General features: G+C 58.1%; 23 protein-coding genes. 3 read left to right on the top strand and 20 right to left on the bottom strand.

The genetic code is table 11. The features are described from left to right. Window positions 1-18 precede the first annotated feature (18 nt). Window positions 19-2163, top strand: a complete 2145-nt coding sequence (gene pta / locus OJ965_RS08365) for a phosphate acetyltransferase (RefSeq protein ID WP_009088998.1) — start codon at window positions 19-21, stop codon at window positions 2161-2163. A 104-nt stretch (window positions 2164-2267) separates the two neighbouring features. Here pta and yfcD read toward each other — a convergent pair whose 3' ends face one another. Further along, window positions 2268-2792, bottom strand: coding sequence for an NUDIX hydrolase YfcD (gene yfcD / locus OJ965_RS08360; protein ID WP_009088996.1), 525 nt, complete (start codon window positions 2790-2792; stop codon window positions 2268-2270). Window positions 2793-2899: 107 nt separating this feature from the next. Next, window positions 2900-3541, bottom strand: a complete 642-nt coding sequence (gene yfcF, locus OJ965_RS08355) for a glutathione transferase (protein WP_009088994.1) — start codon at window positions 3539-3541, stop codon at window positions 2900-2902. A 182-nt stretch (window positions 3542-3723) separates the two neighbouring features. Here yfcF and OJ965_RS08350 point away from each other — a divergent pair, with 182 nt between their 5' ends. Further along, a complete protein-coding gene (locus OJ965_RS08350; protein WP_140029078.1) occupies window positions 3724-4620 on the top strand; it encodes a TIGR01777 family oxidoreductase in 897 nt (298 codons plus the stop codon). A 33-nt stretch (window positions 4621-4653) separates the two neighbouring features. Here OJ965_RS08350 and OJ965_RS08345 read toward each other — a convergent pair whose 3' ends face one another. Genes OJ965_RS08345 through dalD form a run of 3 tightly spaced genes read right to left on the bottom strand, consistent with a single transcriptional unit; the run spans window position 4654 to window position 8822 of the window. Next, window positions 4654-5934, bottom strand: coding sequence for an MFS transporter (locus OJ965_RS08345; RefSeq protein ID WP_009088990.1), 1281 nt, complete (start codon window positions 5932-5934; stop codon window positions 4654-4656). Between the two features lie 27 nt (window positions 5935-5961). Beyond that, the gene (xylB, locus tag OJ965_RS08340; RefSeq protein ID WP_265138782.1) at window positions 5962-7431 is read right to left on the bottom strand and encodes a xylulokinase; all 1470 of its coding nucleotides are present in this window, start codon (window positions 7429-7431) and stop codon (window positions 5962-5964) included. 2 nt (window positions 7432-7433) lie between these two features. Then, entirely contained in the window at window positions 7434-8822 is a 1389-nt protein-coding gene (gene dalD, locus OJ965_RS08335) for a D-arabinitol 4-dehydrogenase (RefSeq protein WP_265138780.1), read from the bottom strand. A 194-nt stretch (window positions 8823-9016) separates the two neighbouring features. Between dalD and OJ965_RS08330 the strand changes: the two genes are divergently transcribed. Then, entirely contained in the window at window positions 9017-9964 is a 948-nt protein-coding gene (locus OJ965_RS08330) for a sugar-binding transcriptional regulator (RefSeq protein ID WP_265138779.1), read from the top strand. Between the two features lie 68 nt (window positions 9965-10032). Here the strand turns inward: OJ965_RS08330 and hisP are convergent, their stop codons facing one another. The 15 genes from hisP to OJ965_RS08255 form a co-directional block, all read right to left on the bottom strand. Then, window positions 10033-10806: a histidine ABC transporter ATP-binding protein HisP gene (gene hisP / locus OJ965_RS08325; protein WP_009088986.1), complete on the bottom strand. Its 774-nt coding sequence runs from the start codon at window positions 10804-10806 to the stop codon at window positions 10033-10035. An 8-nt stretch (window positions 10807-10814) separates the two neighbouring features. Beyond that, complete coding sequence (locus tag OJ965_RS08320; protein ID WP_009088985.1) at window positions 10815-11531, bottom strand: ABC transporter permease; 717 nt, start codon at window positions 11529-11531, stop codon at window positions 10815-10817. Beyond that, window positions 11524-12213 (bottom strand): histidine ABC transporter permease HisQ, encoded by a 690-nt coding sequence (locus OJ965_RS08315; RefSeq protein ID WP_009088984.1) that lies wholly within the window; start codon window positions 12211-12213, stop codon window positions 11524-11526. The genes OJ965_RS08320 and OJ965_RS08315 overlap by 8 nt, the downstream gene beginning before the upstream one ends. Before the next feature lie 168 nt (window positions 12214-12381). Then, window positions 12382-13164: a lysine/arginine/ornithine ABC transporter substrate-binding protein ArgT gene (gene argT, locus OJ965_RS08310; protein ID WP_009088983.1), complete on the bottom strand. Its 783-nt coding sequence runs from the start codon at window positions 13162-13164 to the stop codon at window positions 12382-12384. Window positions 13165-13424: 260 nt separating this feature from the next. Beyond that, on the bottom strand, window positions 13425-13994 hold the full coding sequence (locus OJ965_RS08305) for a UbiX family flavin prenyltransferase (RefSeq protein ID WP_009088982.1): 570 nt from the start codon (window positions 13992-13994) through the stop codon (window positions 13425-13427). 113 nt (window positions 13995-14107) lie between these two features. Beyond that, the gene (gene purF, locus OJ965_RS08300) at window positions 14108-15625 is read right to left on the bottom strand and encodes an amidophosphoribosyltransferase (RefSeq protein ID WP_009088981.1); all 1518 of its coding nucleotides are present in this window, start codon (window positions 15623-15625) and stop codon (window positions 14108-14110) included. A gap of 37 nt (window positions 15626-15662) precedes the next feature. Continuing rightward, window positions 15663-16148, bottom strand: coding sequence for a colicin V production protein (cvpA, locus tag OJ965_RS08295; protein ID WP_009088980.1), 486 nt, complete (start codon window positions 16146-16148; stop codon window positions 15663-15665). A gap of 263 nt (window positions 16149-16411) precedes the next feature. Continuing rightward, complete coding sequence (gene dedD / locus OJ965_RS08290; protein WP_140029083.1) at window positions 16412-17194, bottom strand: cell division protein DedD; 783 nt, start codon at window positions 17192-17194, stop codon at window positions 16412-16414. Beyond that, on the bottom strand, window positions 17184-18452 hold the full coding sequence (gene folC / locus OJ965_RS08285) for a bifunctional tetrahydrofolate synthase/dihydrofolate synthase (protein ID WP_265138775.1): 1269 nt from the start codon (window positions 18450-18452) through the stop codon (window positions 17184-17186). The genes dedD and folC overlap by 11 nt, the downstream gene beginning before the upstream one ends. A gap of 94 nt (window positions 18453-18546) precedes the next feature. Next, window positions 18547-19461 carry an acetyl-CoA carboxylase, carboxyltransferase subunit beta gene (gene accD, locus OJ965_RS08280; RefSeq protein WP_009088976.1) on the bottom strand — a complete coding sequence of 305 codons (915 nt, stop codon included), beginning with the start codon at window positions 19459-19461 and terminating at the stop codon, window positions 18547-18549. Window positions 19462-19605: 144 nt separating this feature from the next. Beyond that, complete coding sequence (locus OJ965_RS08275) at window positions 19606-20268, bottom strand: DedA family protein (protein ID WP_265138773.1); 663 nt, start codon at window positions 20266-20268, stop codon at window positions 19606-19608. 29 nt (window positions 20269-20297) lie between these two features. After that, window positions 20298-21101, bottom strand: coding sequence for a tRNA pseudouridine(38-40) synthase TruA (gene truA, locus OJ965_RS08270; RefSeq protein WP_046102282.1), 804 nt, complete (start codon window positions 21099-21101; stop codon window positions 20298-20300). A gap of 2 nt (window positions 21102-21103) precedes the next feature. After that, window positions 21104-22111: an aspartate-semialdehyde dehydrogenase gene (locus OJ965_RS08265; RefSeq protein WP_046102283.1), complete on the bottom strand. Its 1008-nt coding sequence runs from the start codon at window positions 22109-22111 to the stop codon at window positions 21104-21106. Window positions 22112-22243: 132 nt separating this feature from the next. Beyond that, the gene (gene pdxB, locus OJ965_RS08260; RefSeq protein WP_009088970.1) at window positions 22244-23377 is read right to left on the bottom strand and encodes a 4-phosphoerythronate dehydrogenase PdxB; all 1134 of its coding nucleotides are present in this window, start codon (window positions 23375-23377) and stop codon (window positions 22244-22246) included. Window positions 23378-23432: 55 nt separating this feature from the next. Then, a complete protein-coding gene (locus OJ965_RS08255) occupies window positions 23433-24212 on the bottom strand; it encodes an AraC family transcriptional regulator (RefSeq protein ID WP_046102284.1) in 780 nt (259 codons plus the stop codon). Window positions 24213-24236 lie beyond the last annotated feature (24 nt).

Genomic DNA, 24236 nt, shown 5'->3' with positions numbered 1-24236 from the left:
TTACTGAGAGGTTCAAACGTGTCACGTACAATTATGCTCATTCCGACCGGCACCAGCGTCGGCCTGACCAGCGTCAGCCTCGGCGTTATCCGCGCCATGGAGCGCAAAGGCGTCCGCCTCAGCGTCTTTAAGCCGATTGCGCAACCGCGTGCCGGTGGCGATACCCCGGATCAAACCACCACCATCATTCGCAAGAACTCCTCGATTCCTGCGGCCGAACCGCTGCAGATGTCACGTGTGGAATCACTGCTGGGATCGAACCAGCAGGATGTGCTGATGGAGGAGATCATTTCCCGCTATCACGCCAACACGCAGGATGCGGAAGTGGTGCTGGTTGAAGGTCTGGTGCCGACCCGTAAGCATCAGTTCGCCAACGCACTGAACTATGAAATTGCCAAAACGCTGAATGCCGAGATCGTCTTTGTGATGGCGCTGGGTAATGACTCACCGGCCCAGCTGAAAGAGCGCATTGAGCTGACACAGAGCAGCTTCGGCGGTCAGAAGAATAAAAACATCACGGGCGTGATCATCAATAAACTGAACGCGCCGGTTGACGATCAGGGACGTACCCGCCCTGACCTGTCAGAGATCTTCGATGATTCGTCGAAAGCCAGCATCGCCAATATCGATCCTAAGCAGCTCTTCTCAGACAGCCCGCTGCCGGTTCTGGGCTGCGTGCCGTGGAGCTTTGATCTGATTGCGACCCGCGCGATCGACATGTGCCGCCACCTGGGTGCGCGCATCATCAACGAAGGTGAGATTCAGACCCGCCGGGTGAAATCGGTAACCTTCTGCGCCCGCAGTATCCCGCACATGCTGGAACATTTCCGTCCTGGCTCTCTGCTGGTCACCTCCGCAGACCGCCCGGATGTGCTGGTCGCCGCCTGCCTGGCCGCCATGAACGGCATCGAAATCGGCGCTATCCTGCTGACCGGAAACTACGAGATTGACGATCGCATCGCCCGTCTTTGCGACCGCGCCTTCCAGACCGGCCTGCCGGTATTTATGGTGAAAACCAACACCTGGCAGACCTCCCTGAGCCTGCAGAGCTTCAACCTTGAAGTCCCGGCTGACGACACCCAGCGCATTGAGAAAGTGCAGGAGTATGTTGCCAGCTACATCAACGCTGACTGGATTGAGTCGCTGACCGCCACGTCAGAACGCAGCCGTCGCCTGTCGCCACCGGCCTTCCGCTATCAGCTGACCGAGCTGGCGCGTAAAGCGGGCAAACGCGTCGTTCTGCCAGAGGGCGATGAGCCGCGCACCGTTAAAGCGGCCGCTATCTGTGCTGAACGCGGTATCGCCACCTGCGTGCTGTTAGGCAACCCGGATGAGATCCAGCGTGTTGCGGCGGCTCAGGGGGTTGAGCTGGGCAAAGGGGTTGAGATCGTTGACCCGGAACAGGTTCGTGAAAATTATGTGCCGCGCCTGGTTGAGCTGCGCAAGAATAAAGGTATGACCGAAGTTGTCGCGCAGGAGCAGCTGGAAGATAACGTGGTGCTGGGCACCATGATGCTGGAGAGCGGTGAAGTGGATGGTCTGGTATCCGGTGCGGTTCATACCACCGCCAACACCATTCGTCCGCCACTGCAGCTGATCAAAACCGCGCCGAACAGCTCACTGGTTTCATCGGTGTTCTTTATGCTGCTGCCTGAGCAGGTGCTGGTTTACGGTGACTGCGCGATTAACCCGGATCCTACCGCTGAGCAGCTGGCCGAAATCGCGATTCAGTCCGCCGATTCTGCCAAAGCCTTTGGTATCGACCCGCGTGTGGCGATGATCTCCTACTCCACCGGCACCTCCGGTGCGGGTAGCGACGTGGAAAAAGTGCGTGAAGCCACACGGATTGCGCAGGAAAAACGTCCCGACCTGGTGATCGATGGTCCGCTGCAGTATGACGCCGCCATCATGGAAGACGTGGCAAAATCAAAAGCGCCCAACTCACAGGTTGCGGGTCGCGCCACCGTGTTTATCTTCCCTGATCTCAACACCGGTAACACCACCTACAAAGCGGTTCAGCGTTCCGCCGATCTGATCTCGATCGGGCCAATGCTGCAGGGGATGCGTAAGCCGGTCAATGACCTGTCGCGCGGCGCGCTGGTCGACGACATCGTCTACACCATCGCACTGACCGCCATTCAGTCCCAGCAGGCTGAAGGCTAAGCGCCAGGTGAGAACAGAAAAGGCATGCCCCGGGGCATGCCTTTTTTTTAGTCCGCAAATGTGCGATTCGGCGCTGCCCGTTGAGGCAAGGCGCCGGAAGCGTCTCAGTCGCGGCTATCGCCGTTACGACTCATCCACAGCGACAGCGCTTTCAGCGAATCGTCAGTAAACTCATCGCAGCGGGCGGTGATCTCGTCGGGCGTCATCCAGAAAATCTCATCGACTTCGGACTCCTGCATCGCGAAAGGCCCGTGGGACACGCAACTGAACAGGCCACCCCAGACGCGGCAGTGCTGATCTTCAAAGTAGAATTTGCCATGCTCAGCAAAAGGCACGGCGGCAATGCCCAGTTCCTCTTCAGCTTCGCGACGCGCAGACTCCAGCATATCCTCACCGCTCTGCACCACGCCACCCGCCGTTGCGTCGAGTTTGCCCGGCATGAAATCTTTTGTTTCCGTGCGACGCTGAACCAGAATCTTGCCCATACCGTCATGAACCACGATATAAGTGGCGCGGTGACGCAGGCACTGAGCGCGCATCTGCGCACGTGTCGCCTGAGCAACGACTTCATTCTCTTCGCTTACAATATCGACCCACTCGATGCCGTCACCCGCAGTTTGATCCACCATCCGTAACCCTTTCCTGTTTAGCGTGCCCAGATGCACGCAGTTTGCCACTTGTTATTTTAATGTGGCGTAAGGTAATCACTTCCGTCAGCCTGAGCAAGCCCTGACAGTTATCGATTTTTACCACTTTCTGCTAACCACAGCTGGACTGAGGCTCGCTGCCATTGAAATTCAGCATAGTGCTGCAAACGTGTCGGTAAGGGATCGCCATGCAATACCAGCCGGTTGAGCATCACCGCCAGATCGGTATCCGCGATGGACCATTCGCCAAACAGGTTCTGCTGCCCTTCCGGCAGCAGACGCTCAACGGCTGCAATCAGTTTAGTGACCGCCTGCTGCGCTGACGCCGTCAGTGGCGCAAAACGTTCACCGGCAAACAGCACTTCCGTCGGGCGCTCCTGACGGATCCACATAAAGTCACTGCGCAGCCAGGCCTGAAGCTCTCTGGCGCGGGCACGCTTCTCGCGGTCATGGGGATAGAGCCGCTCAAATTCAGGCGCCGGAAAACGCTCTTCCAGATATTCGCTGATGGCAGAAGACTCGCTCAGCAGAAAGCTGTCAATCTGCAGCGTTGGCACACGGCAGGTCAGTGACAGCGCCCGATAGGCCTCCGCATATTGCTGATTCTGCGATAAATCGACGCGTTTCAGCTGAAAAGGCACCCCTTTTTCGGTAAGAGCAACATAGGCAGACATGGCATAAGGACTGAAAAATGATGAATCTGACCACAGGACAATGGGCGGATAATTCATCGGTTACCTCGATTGGCTGTCAGGGTTGCATCATGTTTACCGACTTTTTTTTGGGAAGGCAACGCTGAGCTGCTCCGACCTCTCACGCCGGAATAACAAAGCGCGACGCGACGCACTTCAGAGTGGCTCCGCTCTTCTATGCTGAAAGGAGCAGATAACAAAAACACAAAGGGAGCCGCAACATGCACATTCTTATTACCGGTGGCACGGGACTGATTGGGCGTCATCTGATTCCACGGCTGCAACAGCTTGGGCATCAGATCAGTGTCGTGACGCGGGATATCGTCAGCGCACGCGAAAAACTGGGCGAGAGCGTGGCGCTCTGGTCAGGTCTGGCGCAGCAGACAAACCTCAATAACATTGATGCCGTGATTAACCTGGCGGGCGAACCCATTGCCGATAAACGCTGGACAGAGCCCCATAAACAGCAGCTCTGCGAAAGCCGCTGGCAGATCACCGAGCAGATTGCCTCACTGATTAATGCCAGCGCAACGCCACCCGCCGTCCTGATTTCCGGTTCGGCAACCGGCTTCTATGGCAATACCGGCGATCTGGTGCTGACTGAAGAGGATGAGGGCCATGATGAGTTTACCCATCAGCTCTGCGCCCGCTGGGAGCAGCTGGCACTCAGCGCCGCGAGTGAACGTACCCGCGTCTGCCTGATACGCACCGGCGTGGTGCTGGCTCGTGAAGGCGGCGCACTCAGTAAAATGAAACTGCCGTTTAAGTTTGGCGCGGGCGGGCCGATCGGCAGTGGCAAGCAGTATATGCCGTGGATCCATATCGATGACATGGTCAACGCAATTCTCTGGCTGCTGGATCATGAGGATCTGCACGGCCCGTTCAACATGGTGGCTCCTTACGCGGTGCGCAATGAGCAGTTTGCCGCCACGCTGGGGCGGGTGATGCATCGTCCGGCCTTTATGCGCACGCCCGCCAGCGCCATTAAGCTGATGATGGGGGAGTCGTCGGTGCTGGTGCTGGGCGGTCAGCATGTGCTGCCGAAGCGGCTGGAAGCCTCTGGATTCGGCTTCCGCTGGTACGATTTGCAGGAAGCCTTGCAGGATGTCGCAGGATAACCCTGCAGCGGCCCAGGGCCGCCGCAGGGGTAATCAGCTTCGCTGTCCGGCGACCCGCGACTGCATCGCCTTCTCTTCCCGCGTGTGCCCCGGTTGTGGCACGCGGATAATAAAGGTCAGCACGCCAGCGAACACATACAGCGCGGTGTAGGCCCATACCACTCCGACGATGTCGAAGAATGGCAGCATGACAGAGGCGATAGCCGGTGCAACAAAGTTACTGAGTCCCGCGGAGAGATTGTAAATCGAGACCGCTGCCCCTTTGTGATGCGGCTCCAGCGTCGGAAAGACGGCGGTCATCGGCACAAACGCGGCGACAAAGATCCCCAGCATGACCGCAGGAATTAATGCCACCCAGAAATTATGCCCCGCATACAGCGGCAGGTAATAGAAGGTCAGGCTGGAGATAGCCATTCCCAGGCAACCAAACCAGCGTACCTGACGGATCCAGCCCAGCTTCTCACCGGTGAGGCCCCAGAAGATATTCGTAAAGATGGTAACAAAGAAGAACACCGCCCAGATCTGCAGCCATTCAGAGATGGTAAAGCCGAGACGATCGACAAACAGAAGAGGCATGATAATGGCGAAACCAAACAGCGACAACGTGTTGATGATGCGAATCAGGCAGGCATAAAAGACATGCTGATTGGTGAACAGGATGGTCACGGCACGCGACATCTCTGTCATCTTGTCACGCATCGGCAGATTCACGCGGGAACGATCTACCGGCACGTTGCGCAGGCTGAACCAGGCAAGAATCCCGCCACAGGCTACCCAGATGATGGCCAGCCACAGCGTTCCGGTCTCCCCCAGCATCGGAATGGTCAGACTGGGCAGATAGCTGCCCACCACGCCAATGCCGATTGAATACATCGCCCAGAACCAGCCGGTCGCCGCCGCCAGTTTCTCGCGCGGTAAGACCTGCACCAGCATCATCATGAAAGAGTAGATAAACAGCGGATAAGCCAGCCCGCGAATGCCGTAAAACAGCACCATAAGGGGATAATTACGCAGCCCAAGCCCAAGTGACATAAACAGGGCATGCATGACGATCCACAGCACAAAGCCAATCATCATCGCGCGCTGCGGCGTGATCAGCTCGGCGACCACGCCCGAAGCCCAGGCTGCCAGCGCGGCTGCCAGACCATAGAAGGTGAACACGACGGCAGACTGCGCGGGCGAAAAGCCCATGTCGGTGATATGGCGTGACAGAAACGCCATTTCAAAGCCATCACCCGCCATAAAGATGGCGATAGCGAGAAAGCCCCAGAACATCTTTTTCGGTAAGCCAAACCAGTATTCGTTCGATTGCATCACAATCACCTTCTGTTTGGTTAGTCTTTATGCAGGCAGCAGGTTACGCACCTGTTGCTGCTGGATGTAGAGTTCCCGGAACAGACGCAGCCGCTGTTGCAGCACGGCTCCGCGAGCGTCGTCCGGTTGATAGCGCGCCTGGACTGGCGGCTTCAGACACACCTCATGCTCAGCACCGCCATCAGCCAGCCACGCCAGACGTGCCGCCCCCAGCGCGCCAGAGGCGCTGGCCGGGTGGGTAACAACCGGCAGTTGCAGCACATCGGCAATCAATTGCGCCCACAGCGTGCTGCGCGCGCCTCCACCGGTGAGGCTGTATTGCTGAATGGGGTGCCGGGCCTCGCCGAGCGCCTCTGCCCCATCAGCCAGTCCGAATGCCACGCCTTCAATCACCGCATATCCCAGCAGGGCGCGCGGCGTTTCATGGCGCAGATTGAAGAAAGAACCGGAGGCGTCAGGATCGTTGTGAGGGGTACGCTCCCCGGAGAGATAGGGCAGAAAAATCGGGGCGCTGCGCAGCTGTTCATCACTGAGCTGAGCCATCTCCTCCATCAGCTGGCTTTCACTCACTGACAGCAGATTGCACAGCCAGCGCAGACAACTGGCGGCGCTGAGCATCACACTCATCTGATGCCAGCGGCCCGGCAGCGCATGGCAAAAGGCGTGCACCCCGGATTGCGGATTCGCCTGCAAGCGGTCATTGACGACAAAAATCACCCCGGACGTCCCCAGTGAGATAAAAGCATCCCCGGCGTTCACCGCGCCGACCCCGACGGCCGACGCGGCATTGTCCCCGCCGCCGCCTGCAATCGTGACTGAGGTGGATAAGCCCCACTCGCTCGCCAGTGTCGGCTGCAGATGTCCACTTACTGCACTGCCTTCCACCAGTTCAGGCATGGCGGCACGCGTCAGTCCGGTGATGGCCAGCAGTTCGTCCGACCAGTCACGCCGGGAGACGTCGAGCCACAGCGTTCCGGCAGCATCCGAAGGCTCAGTGACAAAGCGTCCGGTCAGACGCCAGCGCAGGTAATCTTTCGGCAGCAACACCTTATCGATACGGCTGAAGATCTCTGGCTCATGTTCCGCAACCCAGCAGAGCTTTGGTGCAGTGAAGCCAGGCATAATCATATTGCCGCTGATCGCTATCATCCGGGGATGCTGCTTCGCCAGCCTTTCACACTGTGGTGCGCTGCGCGTGTCGTTCCACAGGATACATGGACGCAGCACCCTGCCTCCGGCATCCAGCAGCACGGCCCCGTGCATCTGACCGGACAATCCTATCGCGCGAATCTCAGCCCATGCCTGAGGAGAGTGATGACGCAATCCCGCCAGAACCTCACAGCAGGCTTGCCACCAGCGTTCAGGCTCCTGTTCTGCCCAGTGAGCATGCGGACGCTGCACGCTGAGCGTGGCGTGCTGAGACGCCACAATCTCACCCTGCGTGTTCACGATCAGCGCTTTAAGCTCTGAGGTACCGATATCAATACCGAGATACATGATTACACCGCCGCCAGTTCAGGCTGCTTCAGCCACTGCTGCAGATTCGCCACCTGGCGCGTCACCAGCTCATGAAACGCCCTGTCGGACGCCAGTTCCGCAAACAGCGCGCGATCGCTCAGGAACGCACGGAGCGGATCGGCGCTGGCGAACTGTTTACGCAGCGTCTCGGCCTGAAGCGCACCATCCTGATAGGGATAGGGTAAGTCGTCACTGGCCCAGCGCTGCATAAACAGGAAGAAGAGTGCCGGGATCACCGCCGTTGCGGTCGGCTGCACGCCGCGCTGGTAACACGCCTGCAGGGTTGGCGTCACCATGCCGGGAATTTTGGACAAGCCATCGGCACCGACGCGCTGATTGGTGTCCTGAATATAGGGATTACTGAAGCGGGCCAGCACCACATCGCGATAATCCGCCAGATCGAGCGGGCTGGGTGAAAGTGAGGGAATGACATCCTGGGTCACGTAGTCGTGCGCCAGTTGATAGATGGCCGGATGACGGGTGCTCTCATCGATATAGTTCAGCCCAATCAACGTGCCCGCCCAGGCAATCGCGGCATGGGTCGCATTAAGGATGCGAATTTTCGCCTCTTCCCACGGCAGCACCGATTCCACCAGCTCAACGCCCACCTTTTCGAGTGCCGGGCGTCCGGCAATAAAATCATCCTCAATGACCCACTGAATAAAAGATTCGGCCATCACTGCGGCACCCTCCTCCCTGCCGGTCGCTGCCTGCACGCGTTCGGCCACCTGCGAGGTGGGTCGCGGGGTGATGCGATCGACCATGGTATTCGGTGAGCGGGTCTGTGTACGAACCCAGTCGGCCAGCGCGGTATCGCCTTTGGCCGTCAGAAACGCCAGGAAGGCGTCACGAAAACGCTCGCCATTGTGGCGCAGATTGTCGCAGTTCAGCAGCGTGACCGGTGCCCCGCCCCGGGCAACCCGCTGTGTCAGAATGCGGCTGAGTGCGCCATAGAGGGTGCGAATATCGCCACCCAGATCGGCCTTCACGTCCGCCTGACTGAGATCCAGCGTAAACGCGGGCGTCAGGTAGTAGCCTGCTTCGGTCACGGTGAAGCTAATCACACGCGTTTCCGCACGCGCGCCCTGCTCAATCAGCGCGCTGATGTCGCTATCCCAAGGCAAAATTTTGCGCAGCGACGTGATGGTCTCATAGTCGCGCTCACCTTCGGGCGTCACGGTTTCCAGCACATATTCGCTCTGCTGCCGCGCGAGCTGATCAAGCAGCGGCGCGGCGTCCTGGCGGATATTGCCCAGCGCGATGCCCCAGCTTTCGTCGCCCTGCTTACGCAGCTGATGCAGATACCACGCCTGATGTGCCCGATGAAAAGATCCTGCGCCGATATGCATCCACACGGATTGATTGGTCATAATCGCCTCGATTAAACATTTGCCACGGTTAGGGGCATTTGCCCGATAGCCGTTAGCATAGTGTTCATTACGCGGATCCTTCTGCGAGCTCTGTCACAAATAATACTTTTGCTCTTTTATTGGGCTTTTGCCCGGTTAGCGCTTTTTGCCCGGCTCGCGTTAAGATGTCTCTCTGAATTCGACGGAACAGCGTGATGAGCAGAGAAGAGAAAAAGCAGGAGCTGGCCGCGCGTGCCGCATGGATGTATTACGTTGCGGGCGTGACACAGCAGGAGATTGCGCAGGCACTGGGATTGTCGCGCCAGGTGGCGCAGCGTCTGGTATCCAGTGCTCGTGAAATGGGCATGGTGAACGTAAAAATCGATCATCCCGTCACGCACTGTCTGCAGCTGGCGCGTGAGGTCCAGGAGAAGTTTGGTCTGGAACTCTGTCGCGTCGTGCCCTCGGCCAGTCTGAACGAGGAGGCCATTCAGCAAATGCTGGCCGTCGAAGGGGCGGCGGTAATGGCACAGTTCATCAGTGAGGAAGCGCCACAGGTCTTTGGCATTGGTTCCGGTAAAACCTTACGCTCGATCATCGACGCGTTGCCCTGGGTGGATCGCCCGCAGCATCATTGCGTTTCGATGATTGGCGCCATCGCGCGGGATGATTCCGGGACACGCTATGATGTCCCGCTGAAGATGGCCGAAAAGATGCAGGGTAAGTATTTCTTCATTCCGGCCCCCCTCTACGCCGACACGCCTGAAGATAAAGCGATGTGGGTGCAGCATAAGGTGTATCAGCGCGTCACCGAACGCGCCTTACGGGCAGACGTAGCCTTTGTCGGAATTGGCGAAGTGATGCCAGGCTGTCCGCTGAACGCCGAGGGATTTATTACCGATGCGCAGGTTGAGGCACTGAATGCGCGTGGCGTCGCAGGCGAGATGCTCGGCCACTTTTTCAATCAGGAGGGTGAACGCGTGTGGGGGGAAACGGATGAACTCCTGACCAGCGTGCATCTGGAAAGCCAGACACAGCGCAAAATCATTGGCTTTGCCGGTAGCGAACGCAAGTATCCGGCGATCCGGGCCGCCTTACAGGGCGGCTGGGTATCGGGTCTGGTGACCGATGAGGACACGGCGCTGAAGTTACTGCAGACGTGACGCAGCGGGCAGGCAGGCGCAGGGCACGCCGATGCCCTGCTTCCCGCACCTGTCCGCCCCGCTATTCGTTACTTCAGCGATCCCTTGAGGAACTGCTGCAGTCGCGGGCTTTTCGGGTTACCGAACAGCTCCGCAGGCGCTCCCTGCTCTTCGATTTTGCCCTGATGCAGGAATATGACGTGGCTGGAAACGTGGCGGGCGAACTCCATCTCATGGGTAACGACGACCATGGTTTTTCCCTCCTCAGCCAGCTTCTGCATGATGCGCAGCACTTCGCCTACCAGCTCCGGATCGAGCGCTGAGGTCGGCTCATCAAACAGTAACACTTCCGGCTCCATGGCCAGCGCACGCGCAATCGAGACACGCTGCTGCTGGCCACCCGAGAGATGAACCGGATACTTCGCCTGTGCCCGTGCGTCAATGCCCACTTTATCGAGATAGCGGATTGCCCGTTCACGCGCTTCCGCCTTGCTCAGTCCCAGCACCTGAATCGGCGCTTCCATCACGTTTTCCAGCACCGTCATGTGGCTCCAGAGATTGAAGTGCTGGAACACCATGGTCAGGCTGGTGCGCAATGCGCGCAGCTGCTCTTTATCAGCCACTTTCAGCTGACCATCTTTGTCACGGACTAAGTTGATCTGCTGGTTGTTGACGACGATGCTGCCTTCACTCGGTTTTTCGAGAAAGTTGATGCAGCGTAAAAAGGTACTTTTCCCTGAACCGGACGATCCTATGATACTGATCACATCGCCCGCTTTAGCAGTTAACGAGACCCCTTTCAGCACTTCATGTTCACCGTAACGTTTATGCAATTCGGTGACGCTTAATTTATTGTCAGCCATAGTTCTACTCAATGCGATGAAGAGGGTTTCACGTGAGCCAGCCAGCGGCGTTCCGCCAGGCGGAACAGGCTGATCAACACGTAAGAGATAATCAGGTATAACACCGCCGCCAGGCCGAAGGCGGTGAACGGCTGATAGGTCGCGGAGTTAATATCCCGCGCGATTTTCAGCAGATCCGGCACCGTCGCGGTGAAGGCCAGCGCCGTGGAGTGCAGCATCAGAATCACTTCGTTGCTGTAGGCTGGCAGCGCCGTACGCAGCGCCGACGGCAGAATGATGCAGCGATAGAGTTTAAAGGTCGAGAAGCCATATGCCCGCGCCGCCTCAATCTCCCCGTGCGGCACCGAACGAATGGCCCCGGCAAAGATCTCCGTGGTGTAGGCGCAGGTGTTAAGCGTAAAGGCGAGTAACGTACAGTTCAGGCCACTGCGGAAAAAGGCATTCAGCAACTCCGTGCCTTTCACAATCTCCAGCGTGTACATCCCGGAATAAAACACCAGCAGCTGCACATAGAGCGGCGTGCCACGGAAGACGTAGGTAAAGAGCCAGACCGGAAAACTGATAAAGCGATTAGGGGAAACCCGCGCAATCGCCAGCAGAATTGCCAGGCATCCGCCAATGGCGACCGAGAGGATCAGTAGCCAGAGCGTGATCGCCACGCCGGTAAAGCGATAACCGTCTGTCCAGAGCAGCGATTTCCAGTATTCCTGAATAATATCAATCATAAGTCGCCCTCTTCACGCCTACCGTATAGCGCCGGTTCAGCCACCACAGCACGCCATTCGACAGCGTGGTGAACAGCAGATAAATCACGCCCGCCACGATGGCGAAATAGAACGGCTGCCAGGTGCTTTTTCCGGCCAGCTGCGTCGCCTTCACGACATCTTCCAGTCCGAGCAGCGAGACCAGCGCGGTGGCTTTCAGGATCACCTGCCAGTTGTTACCGATGCCGGGCAGCGCATAGCGCATCATGGCCGGGAACAGAATGCGGCGAAACACCTGCGCGCCGGTAAAACCAAACGCGGTGGCCGCTTCAATCTGCCCTTTCGGCACCGCCATAAAGGCACCCCGAAACGTTTCAGTAAAGTAGGCACCATAGATAAAGCCGAGCGTGATGATACCGGCGACCATCGGGTCGATATCAAACTGCGCCATGCCCAGCGCATCGGTGATCTGGTTGAGGACAATCTGCAGCCCGTAGAAGATCAGCAGCATTAATACGAGGTCGGGCACGCCACGGATCAGCGTGGTGTAGCCTTCAAAAATCATCGCCAGAGGCCGGCTGCGCGACAGTTTCGCGCCTGCGCCAATCAGCCCCAGCAGCACTGCCAGCACGACGGAAGTGAGCGCCAGTTCCAGCGTCACCAGTGTGCCCCTGAGAATTACATCAGAATAGCCATACAGCATCGAAAGGGTCCTGTCGTGGGGTGAAAACAAAACGCTGCCCGCCAGACATCGACGGGCAGTTTAGCTTTATCACTCTGGCGTCTCTGCCATCCGCACCCCGGGGCACAGCGGCGTTAAGCCGTCCGTTCCGGCGGGCTTCAGCAACCAGAGGATAAAGCGACAGGATGGTTAGTCGCCGTACACATTGAAATCGAAGTATTTCTTCGCAATCTTGTCGTAGGTGCCATCTTTACGCATATCAGTAAAGGCTTTGTCGATAGCGGCCTTCAGCTCGCTGTCATCTTTACGCAGCCCCATGCCTGTTCCGACACCAAAGATCTTGTCATCTTTTACCGCCGGACCGGCAAACGCGTAGTTCTTGCCCACCGGCTGCTTCAGGAAGCCTTCGCTGGCCTGGACTTCATCCTGGAAAGCGGCATCAATACGGCCCGCATTCAGATCCTGATAGACCAGATCCTGGTTCGCATAAGGCGTAATCGTCACCCCTTTTGGCCGCCAGTTCTCATTGGCATAGGTTTCCTGTGTGGTGCCCTGCAGCAGACCGATGTTTTTGCCTTTCAGCGATTCAATCGTCGGCTCGATTTTTGATCCCTTCGGTGCCACTAAACGTGCGTTGGCGGCGTAGAGTTTTTCTGAGAAGGCGATCTCTTCCTGACGTTTTGCTGTGATGGAGAGTGAGGAGATGATGGCATCAATTTTCTTCGCTTTCAGTGAAGGGATCAGCGCATCGAAATCACTTTCGACATAGGTACATTGGGTATGGATACGTTTGCAGATTTCGTTAGCGAGGTCGATATCGAAGCCCACTAACTTGCCTTGCGCGTTTTTTGACTCAAACGGTGGGTAAGTTGGATCTGTACCGATGCGGATCGACCCCGGAACCGCTGCAAAGACGCTGGCAGCACTGGATAAGCCCAGCATCAGGGAAAGAGCCAGAACACGCTTTTTCATAGATTACCCTCAAGTGAAGTGCTTTTTGTTATGTGGTTCGTGATGTGAATGCGCTAATTAATCTGCATGTTTCATGCCAGATCTGCAAGTTATCCACGCAGTTAGCGTGACGCCAGTGCGGTGAAAACCGCCTGTTTATAGGGGGGAATATAGCAGTGAAGTAAAAGAGAAAAAGCGATGATGTTAACTTTTGGTGCGTCAGATGCACGAAGAGTGATCCGGGGCGCGCTTATGCACTAATTAAGTGCGCCCGCGGAACTTTATGCACCCTGCCAGCGCATAAACAGATCTTCCGGCAGGTCGATATCAAACTGATCGATAACGCGATTAACGGTCTGGTCGATGATCTGCCCGATGGTATCAGGACGGTGATAGAACGCCGGGACGGGCGGCATGATGATAGCCCCCAGTTCGGCCGCCGTGGTCATCATGCGCAGATGACCGACATGCAGCGGGGTCTCGCGCACGCACAACACCAGTTTACGCTGCTCTTTTAACACCACGTCCGCTGCACGGGTCAGCAGGGAGTCACTGTAGCTGTGAACGATGCCCGACAGGGTTTTCATCGAGCAGGGTAAGATCGCCATGCCCAGCGTTTTAAACGACCCGGAGGAGATATTCGCGGCAATATCGCGCACGTCGTGCACCACATCGGCCAGCGCCTGTACGTCGCGAACCGAGTAGTCGCTCTCCAGTCCCAGCGTCTGTCGCGCCGCCTGACTCATGACCAGATGCGTTTCCACCTCTTCCACCTGCTGCAACACCTGCAGCATGCGCACGCCGTAGATCACCCCGCTTGCGCCAGAGATGCCAATGATGAGTCGTTTCATAGTCCAACCTTGTCTCCGCTAATGCACCATCATAACGCGGCCGGACGATTTCTGAAAACAAACAGGGCGGGATTGCTCCCGCCCTGTTCTGTGCTGTCCGCCTTCAGGGGATATCAGCCTTCGTTGTGCAGCTCGAGGTTCTCGACTTCGTTCTGGCGCTGAAGCGCTTTCGCGTCATCATTACGCAGCGACTCAAGATACTCCAGATACTGCTGATCGACATCTTTGGTCACGTAGACGCCGTTGAAAACCGAACATTCAAACTGGGTAATATCCGGATTCTCTTCACGCACCGCTTCGATCAGATCGTTGAGATCCTGGAAAATCAGCGCATCCGCTTTGATAAGCTGGCGGATCTCTTCCACTTCGCGGCCATGGGCAATCAACTCCGTGGCGCTCGGCATATCGATGCCGTAGACGTTCGGGAAGCGTATTTCCGGGGCCGCTGACGCCAGGTAAACCCGTTTTGCGCCCGCTTCACGCGCCATCTCAATGATCTGCTCGGAAGTGGTGCCACGCACGATGGAGTCATCCACCAGCAGCACGTTTTTATCACGGAATTCCGCGCGGTTCGCGTTGAGCTTACGACGCACTGCGCTGCGACGTAACTGCTGGCCCGGCATGATAAAGGTGCGGCCGACGTAGCGGTTCTTCACGAAGCCCTGGCGATAGGGTTTATCGAGAATACGCGCAATCTCCAGCGCGATATCGGTTGAGGTTTCCGGGATTGGAATCACCACGTCGATATCGAGATCTTCCCACTCGCGGGCAATTTTTTCGCCCAGCTTGGTGCCCATACGGACACGGGCGCTGTAGACCGAAATCTTGTCGAGGAACGAGTCGGGACGTGCAAAATAGACATACTCGAACAGGCACGGATTGCTTTTCGGGTTTTCAGCACACTGACGGGTCGACAGCTGGCCCTCTTCAGTAACATAAACCGCTTCACCCGGCGCCACGTCACGGATGAACTCAAAGCCCAGCGTATCAAGCGCCACGCTCTCTGAGGCAACCATATATTCGGTACGGCCGTCAGCGATGACGCGCTTGCCGAGGACCAGCGGACGAATGCCGTTAGGATCGCGGAAGGCGACCATGCCGTGTCCGATAATCATCGCCACGACGGCGTAAGCGCCGCGCACCTGCTGATGCAGGGCTGCAACCGCAGAAAAAATGTTGTCAGCTTCCAGCGGATCGTTCTGGAAGCGATCCAGTTCCTGCGCAAAGATGTTCAGCAGGATTTCAGAATCTGACGTGGTGTTAACGTGACGGCGACCCTTTTCGAACAGGTGCTTACGCAGTTCATGGGCGTTAGTCAGATTACCGTTGTGCGCCAGAGTGATGCCATAGGGCGAGTTGACGTAGAAAGGCTGCGCTTCAGAGGCACTGGAGCTTCCCGCCGTAGGATAACGCGCGTGACCAATGCCCATGTTGCCCTGCAGACGCTGCATGTGACGTGCTTCGAAAACGTCGCTGACCAGGCCGTTTGCCTTTCGCAGGCGAAAACATTTCAGCGCATCGATAGTACAAATGCCTGCGGCATCCTGCCCGCGGTGCTGGAGCACCGTTAACGCGTCATAGATCGACTGGTTGACCGGCATGAAACCGGTGATACCGACAATACCGCACATGTTGTCATTTCCTCATTAAGCCGCACTCCCGGTCACATCACCGGGGTAAAAAACTCGACGTGCTTTTCAGGTAATCAAAAAACCACCTGATGATATAACTGAACTCGGGAATGAGTTGAGACTGTTGCCAGTCCGGACTTTTGGAAAAGCCAGTGAATGTATCAAGGAAGAACAGCAAAGCGGCCACAATCAGCACACCACGCAACGCCCCGAAACAGACTCCCAACACCCGGTCGGTTCCCGACAGGCCGGTTTTTTCCACCAGCGTGCCGATAACGTAGTTCACTATGGCCCCGACTATCAGGGTTGCCACAAACAGCACACCGATGGCGATACCGTTACGAACCAGTTCGTCGTCAAAACCTGTAAACCAGACTGCAAGGTAGGCGTAGTAATGACTGGCGACAAAAAACGCGCATCCCCAGGTAACAAGAGATAAGGCTTCCCGGACAAACCCACGAATCAGGCTGACCAGAGCCGAAAAACCAACTACCGCAATAATGACGTAATCAATCCAGATCATGAACTCTTCCAGCGCCAGTGCAATTGCACCCCTGCATCCAGTTCGGGGCGCATTCTAACAGAAAAAGAAAACGTTTGCGTAGCGGTTTTCCTTTTCTGCATCCATAAAAAAGGCGATAAAAAAATTCGCTATCGCCCGGGTGATTCTCAGTCGTTCATGCCGTTGAAAATCGTCACTTTTTCCGTCACGCTGCGCTATAAATGAACGCGTCAGCCGGTAAAAGACGCTGCCTGTTACTGCTATCGGCAGCGCCAATCGTCTGATTAACGGGCACTGTAGGGTTTCACCACACCGCCCAGTCCGGAGATGTTTTTCAGCTCGCCCACTGCGCTCTGCATTTTGGCTTTAGAGGCGTCCGGCCCGACATAAATACGGGTAATCTGCCCCTGCACCGGCGTTGACGGCACGGTAAAGGCGCGATAGCCCGAGAGCCGAAGCTGTGCCACGATCTCGTTCACTTTGCTGGCATTTTTCAGCGCCCCAAGCTGCACCACATACGCCTGTCCTGCCGGCGCGGTAGTCTCTGCCGCTTTCGGCGCTGTCTCTTCCTTCGGCTGCTCAACCGCTTTAGGCTGTTCAGCCGGCTTCGGCTTCGGCTGCTCTGCCACTTTCGGCTTCGGCTGTTCCACGGGCTTCGGCTTAGGCTGCTCGGTTACTCTGGCTTTCTGCTGCTCGGTGACCTTCGGCTTCGTGACCGTCTGCGCAGGCGCAGACTGATGAACCGGCGGCGGCGAGACCACAGCCGGATCGCTCTCCTCTTCCGGCTGGGTGCGGCCCTGTTCCGCCGTCACGTTGGTTTTACCGCTGCCGTTACTGCTGCTCACCGCATTGCCCGCCCCTTCCGGCGGCTGCGACGGCAGCGACTGCGTGACCGGCGGCACCATTTCGCTGTCCTGCTGGTCGTCCGGTTTTGGCACCAGCGGAATCGCGGCGAACTCCTCTTTATAATGCTTTTTCTGACCATCCAGCAGCCCTGGCAGGACAATCACGCCAACGGCGACCAGAATAATCGTGCCGACTAAACGGTTCTGAAACTTACTTGCCACGTCCTTTCTCCGTTTCAATCGATTCCATGACCTGCGCCACGGTGTGGAATGACCCACAAACCAGCACAACGTCCTGCGGCGCGGCCTGCTGACGCGCCTGCTGCCAGGCGAGTTCAACCGAGCTGAACGCCTCGCCCTGCGGCAGGCTGCTCAGCAGCTGCTCCGCCGTGGCACCGCGCGGGCCATCAAGTGGCGCGCAGTACCAGGCATCCACCACCGGAGCCAGCGCCGCCAGCGTTCCGGCGATATCTTTATCATGCAGCATACCCACAACCGCGTGCACTTTGCCGCGTGCCGGCAGGGCGGCCAGTCGAGAAGCCAGATAGCCCGCCGCATGCGGGTTGTGCGCCACGTCCAGAATCACACGGGGGGATTCACTGATGGTCTGAAAACGTCCTGGCAGCATCGCCAGCGGCAGGCTGGCGCGAATCTGCGCCTCGCTGACCGCCAGCCCGGACATGCGCAGGGCCACCAGTGCCGTCGCCGCGTTGGGCATCGGCACCTGCGGCAGGGGCAAATCGTTCAGTTCACCGGCCGCATCCCGCAGCGACCAGCTTTCCGCCTGCGCATGAAAGGACCATTCACGGTCGCGCTGCATCAGCTTAGCGCCCTTTTCCTGCGCCACCATGGCGATACTCTGCGGCATTTCCGGCTCACCGACCACCGCCGGTTTGCCTGCCCGGAACACACCCGCTTTTTCCCGGCCGATGCTTTCGCGATCCGGGCCAAGCCAGTCGGTATGATCCAGAGCAATGCTGGTGACGACGGCGACATCAGCATCAACGATATTGGTGGCATCCAGTCGTCCGCCGAGGCCCACCTCGAGGATCACCACATCCAGCTTCGCCTGGCGAAACAGATTGAGCGCGGAGAGCGTGCCAAATTCAAAATAGGTCAGTGAAATGTCTGCCCGTCCCGCTTCAATCTCCGCAAAGCTGGCGCAGTGCTGCGCTTCGCTCAGCTCCTCTCCCTGAACCCGGACGCGCTCGGTGTAGCGCACCAGATGGGGTGAGCTGTAGACGCCAACCCGATAGCCTGCGGCCATCAGCAGGGTTTCCAGCGTGCGGCAGGTGGTGCCTTTGCCGTTGGTACCGGCGACGGTAAAAACAAAGGGGGCGGGTTTCAGCAGGTCGAGACGTTGTGCCACCTGGCGAATGCGATCCAGACCCAGTTCGATCGCCTGGGTATGCAGGTGCTCAAGATAATAAAGCCACGTGGCCAAAGGCGACGTGGCTTGAGGAAGGTGAAGATTGTCCATATGTCCCGTTTTGCTTATTGATACCCGGCAGACTGCTGCTGCGGTATACGGTGCATTGGTAAGAGGCGCGGTGGACGCGCCTCTCTATCTCCTGTCAGGCCTCGTTGCTTTCCGATTCAGTCGGCGCAGGGGCGGACTGTTCACCGTCATGCAGCGGTGCCGGCAGGTTCATCATTTTTGCCAGCAGGCTTGCCAGTTTGTAGCGCATTTCCGGACGGCGGATGATCATGTCGATCGCGCCCTTTTCAATCAGAAACTCACTGCGCTGGAAGCCTGGCGGCAGTTTTTCACGCACGGTCTGTTCGATAACGCGTGGGCCGGCAAAGCCGATCAGCGCTTTCGGTTCCGCCACGTTGAGGTCACCCAGCATGGCAAAACTGGCGGAAACACCGCCCATGGTCGGGTCAGTCAGCACGGAAATGTAAGGCAGACCGCGCTCCTGCATTTTCGCCAGCGCCGCACTGGTCTTCGCCATCTGCATCAGCGACATCAGCGCTTCCTGCATACGCGCGCCGCCACTGGCGGAGAAGCAGATCAGCGGACAGTTATCTTCTAACGCCTGCTCAACCGCACGGACAAAACGCGCGCCGACCACAGAGCCCATTGAACCGCCCATAAAGGCAAATTCAAAGGCGGCCGTAACAACCGGCATGCCGTGCAGCTGACCTTTCATCACAATCAATGCATCTTTTTCGCCGGTGTCTTTCTGGGCGGCGACCAGACGATCTTTATACTTCTTGGAGTCGCGGAACTTGAGCAGATCTTTCGGCTCGAGTTCACTGCCAAGCTCAACCAGGGTGCCCTGGTCGAGGAAACTACCGAGACGCTCACGGGCGTGCATACGCATGTGATGGTCACACTTCGGGCAGACCTCGAGATTACGCTCCAGCTCGGCGCGGTAGAGAACCTGGCCACAGCTGTCACACTTGGTCCAGACCCCTTCCGGGATACTGGCTTTGCGCGCAGGCGTCGTGGTGCTTTTATTAAGAATTCGTTCAATCCAGCTCATTGATGACCTTTCTGTTTAAAACTGACCTGGTCCAGTCGTCTTGATACTGCTGAAAACCGCTTCAGCAGACGGTAAATGTCGCTCATTAAACCACAACCTGTTCAGACTGTGGATAAAAATCTGGTCTTACCCCTGAGCAAAGTCTCAGGGCAGCTTCTGCTGTTTAGCCTGACGGCGATGACGCCAGACTTCGATGACGCCCGGCAGGACGGAGACCAGGATAATGCCCACAATCAACAGCTTCAGGTTTTCCTGCACCACCGGCAGATCGCCAAACAGGTAGCCCGCATAGGAGAAGAGCAGGACCCATAACAGCGCACCGGTGACGTTGAACAGCGCGAAGTGGCGATAGGACATATGGCCCATACCGGCGACAAACGGCGCAAACGTGCGGACGATTGGCACAAAGCGCGCCAGGATGATGGTTTTTCCGCCGTGACGGGCATAAAACGCATGGGTTTTATCCAGATAGCTGCGGCGGAAAATCTTCGAGTCCGGGTTACTGAACAACCGTTCGCCAAACAGCCGGCCAATGGTGTAGTTCACCGCATCGCCCAGAATCGCGGCGGTCACTAACAGCGCCACCATCAGATGCACATTCAGATCGTTCCCCGGCAGGGCTGCCAGCGCGCCTGCGACAAACAGCAGGGAGTCGCCCGGCAGGAAGGGCGTCACCACCAGTCCGGTTTCGCAGAACAAAATCAGGAACAAAATCGCGTAAATCCAGACGCCGTACTGAGCAACCAGCTCGGCAAGGTGCACATCAATGTGCAGAACAAAATCAACCAGAAAATGGAGGAACTCCATAGCGTGCCCTTTAATGTCCTGAAAATGAATTAATCCGCGAGGAACAGGGGTCCCATCGGCGGCTGTGGTAACGCAAAGTGGGATGGATAATCCACCGCCACCAGATACAACCCTTCTGCCCGGGCTGTAGCGGCCGCTAACGTCCGATCTTTCGCCGCCAGCAGCGTTGCCATCCATGACTCCGGCTTGTTGCCGCAGCCTATCTCCATCAGGCTGCCCACGATATTGCGCACCATGTGATGCACAAAGGCGTTGGCTTTGATATCCACAATCACGTAAGGGCCCTGACGCGTCACGTTGAGGTGAATCACGTTGCGCCACGGCGTACGCGACTGGCATTGCACCGCGCGGAATGAGGTGAAATCATTCTCGCCCAGCAGGCATTGCCCGGCGCGCTGCATCTTTTCCGCATCCAGAGGATGGTAAAAGTGCGTCACGCCCTGCGCCAGCACCGCCGGACGCAGACGCTGATTGTAGATCAGGTAGCGATAGCGGCGGGCGGTGGCGCTGAAGCGGGCATGGAAATCTTCCGGCACCGCTTTCACCCAGCGAACGGCTATGTCCGGCGGCAGATTGGCGTTGACGCCCAGCGTCCAGGCGCCGTCAGGCCGCTGCGCCGTGGTGTCGAAATGGACCACCTGCCCGGTGCCGTGCACGCCGGCATCTGTCCGGCCGGCACAAAAGATGCTGACCGGATGATCGGCGACTTTCGACAGCGCACGCTCAACCTTCTCCTGCACGCTGCGGACTTCATTCTGGCGCTGCCAGCCGTAGTAACGGCTGCCGTCATACTCAATGCCGAGCGCCAGTTTTTGCGTCTGACCTTCGGACATGGTTACAGGTACTCCTGAACCAGTTTCTCTGCGGTTTTCACCGCCATCAGCGCGCCGCCGAAACGGATGTTATCCGCCACGGACCAGAACTGCAGCAGCTCCGGGATGCCGTAGTCGTTGCGCACAGCGCCGATGCTGAGCTCGCCGTTGCCTGATGCATCCGTAACCGGCGTCGGCACCTCATCTTCTTCACTGAGACGAATGTCAGACGCCAGCGCCAGTTCGGCACGCGCTTCCTCAGCCGAGAGCGGACGCAGGTTTTCAATGTGCACGATCTGCGCATTTCCGTAGAAGACCGGCGTCTGAACGCTGCTGACCGCAATCGGCAGGCCTTCGTCCTGCAGCACTTTACGCACCTGCTCAACCACCCGGCGCTCACTCTCAACGCTGCCTTCCGCATCCGCCTGTTGCGGCATCAGGTTAAACGCCAGCTGACGACCAAAATGGTGATCGTCGGCCGGGATGCCATTCAGCAGGCGGGCACTTTCACCGGCCAGCGCATCGACCGCTACTTTGCCGTAGCTGGAGACCGAGATCAGATTGGTCACCTGCAGGCGGCTCAGTCCGGCCGCATCGAGCAGCGGTTTAATCGCGGTCAGCAGCTGGCTGACCAGATTATCCGCCACGCTGATGATATTGCGATTACGGTAATCCGCCAGCACGTGCGGGTTCACATCCGGTACCACCAGCGGCACATCCGGCTCCAGCGCAAACAGCTCGCTGCTGTCGATGACCAGACACCCGGCGTTGGCCGCTTCCTCCGCAAAACGGGCTGAGGCGTCACGGCCCGCGACGAAAAAGGCCAGCTGCGCCTGCGACCAGTCGAACGTCTCTGCATTTTCGACCCGCAACGTGCGGCCCTCGAAACGTTTGTTTTCGCCCGCGCTATTTTCGCTGGCCAGCAGATACAATTCACCAACCGGGAACTGGCGTTCCGCCAGCAGTTCCAGTACAGCGTTCCCTACTGCGCCTGTCGCGCCCAGTAGCGCAATATTCCAGCCGTCAGACATGTTGGTTTACTCCAGACAATGACATAAAAACAGAAGGCGGTGATATTCACCGCCCAGGGATTCAGATTTATCCCCCTCCTTAACCCGGCACGCGGCAGCGCCGCCTGCGTTCACTGCGGCATCGCGCGCCGGTTACGCCGGAGAGTGGATTGCGTTAAAGCCCAGCTGATTCAGCATCTCAGCCGCGGTGGCGTCATTACACTTCACCCGCAGCGATGACCACTCACGGCGCTCCAGATATTGCTTACGCAGGCGATCAAATTCGCCGGGCTGCGCCGCCACTTTTCGCAGGGGGGCATCATCGCGGCGCACATCATACACCAGATGCGCCAGGCGTTTCAGCGTTGGCTGATCCAGCGGACCATTCAGGGTGATTTCACTGAATTCCGGCTCCGGCAGCAGGGTGCTGAGCGGCACCTGCTGCGGCTGACCGATAAAGTCACACCAGGCTTCGAACACCTGGGTCGTGCCGCGAGCCTTGCCTTCCAGCGTGTAGCCTGCAATGTGTGGCGTGGCGATGTCGACCCTGTCCAGCAGCGCCAGAGAGAGGTCCGGCTCCGGCTCCCAGACATCCAGCACCACGCTAAGGTCGTGCCGCATTTTCAGCACCTCCAGCAGCGCGACGTTGTCGACCACCGGGCCGCGACAGGCGTTAATCAGAATGGTGTTGGGCTTCAGCGCCATCAGCAGCGCGGCATCGGCCAGGTGCCAGCTCTTATAAGGCCCCTCTTTGAACAGCGGCGTGTGGAAAGTCAGGATATCGGCCTGCGCGGTCACCGCCTCCAGCGACAGGAAATCCCCTTCGTCACCGCGATCGGCACGCGGCGGATCGCACAGCAGGGTTTTGATGCCCCAGGCTTCCAGGCGCTTCTGCAGCCGTCCACCGACGTTGCCGACACCCACGATGCCGACCGTGCGATCGCGCAGCTGGAAACCATCACGTTCCGCCAGCAGCAGCAGCGCGGAGAAAACGTACTCCACTACCGCAATGGCGTTGCAGCCGGGCGCCGCAGAGAACGCAATGCCGGCCTGCTGCAGCCAGGCCTCGTCGATATGATCGGTGCCCGCCGTGGCGGTGCCGACAAATTTCACCGGCTTGCCCGCCAGCAGCGCCTCATTCACCTGCGTCACTGAGCGCACCATCAGCCCGCTGGCATCGGCCAGTTCATCCACCGGCAGCGGACGTCCCGGCACCGCGACCACGTCGCCGGTCCGGCTGAACAACTCACGGGCATAAGGCATATTTTCATCGACCAGAATTTTCACCACGGCTTTCCTGTCTGTTGCATGAGAGGCAATTATTCTGGCACAAAGCACCGCGTTAGCCTAACCGGGCGCGGTAGCGCTCCGGCGTGGTGCCCGCCTGCTGCTGAAACATCACAATCAGCGCCGAGGCGGAACTGTATCCCAGCTCATGGGCGATACTCTGCACGCTTTCGCCCTGCTCCAGCAGCACGATGGCGCGCAGAAAGCGCAGCCGCTGCCGCCATTCGCCAAACGTCATGTGAAGCTGCTGCTGGCAGCGCCGCGCCAGCGTCCGTTCGGTGGTAAAGACCCGCGCCGCCCAGCCTGCCAGGGTAGTGTTATCCCCCGGGCAGGCTTCAAGGGCATGGAGCACCGGTGCAAGAAATTTATCCTGAGAGGTGGGCAGATAACTCTCCTGCACCTCCGCCAGCAGCAGGCGATCGCGCAGCACCTCACACAGCCGCCACTGCGCTTCGGTTTCTGGCTGTTCAAGCTGTTGATCGGCAAAGGTATCCAGAATGGCGTGTGCAATGGCGTCGATTCGCATCAGGCAGGCCTGCTGCGGCAGACCAGCGCAAAGCGGGGCCGCCAGATTAAAGGTGCGGAACTGCGCCTGACGATGGTTATAACTGCTGTGCTGCTGTCCCGGCGGGATCCAGACCGGCATGTCAGCCGGGGTCAGCAGGCGTTCACCCTCTACCTGCATCTCCAGCACATAACTCTTTACCAGAATCAGCTGGCCCCAGGCATGGGCATGCGGCAGATATTCCGTGCGGGCATTGGCCTGTTCATAGCGCATAAAGTAGCGCAACTGCGAGACGTCGGCGGGCGGCTGGTAGGTCACTTTCAGAGTCATTCTGTCCGCTCTGTTAAAATTTTT

It is taken from the genome of Pantoea anthophila (assembly GCF_026104315.1).
In the GTDB taxonomy this organism is placed as follows: Bacteria; Pseudomonadota; Gammaproteobacteria; order Enterobacterales; family Enterobacteriaceae; genus Pantoea; species Pantoea anthophila.
The sequence above is the reverse complement of the archived record's forward strand: the minus strand, read 5'-3'. Positions and strand labels throughout refer to the sequence as shown.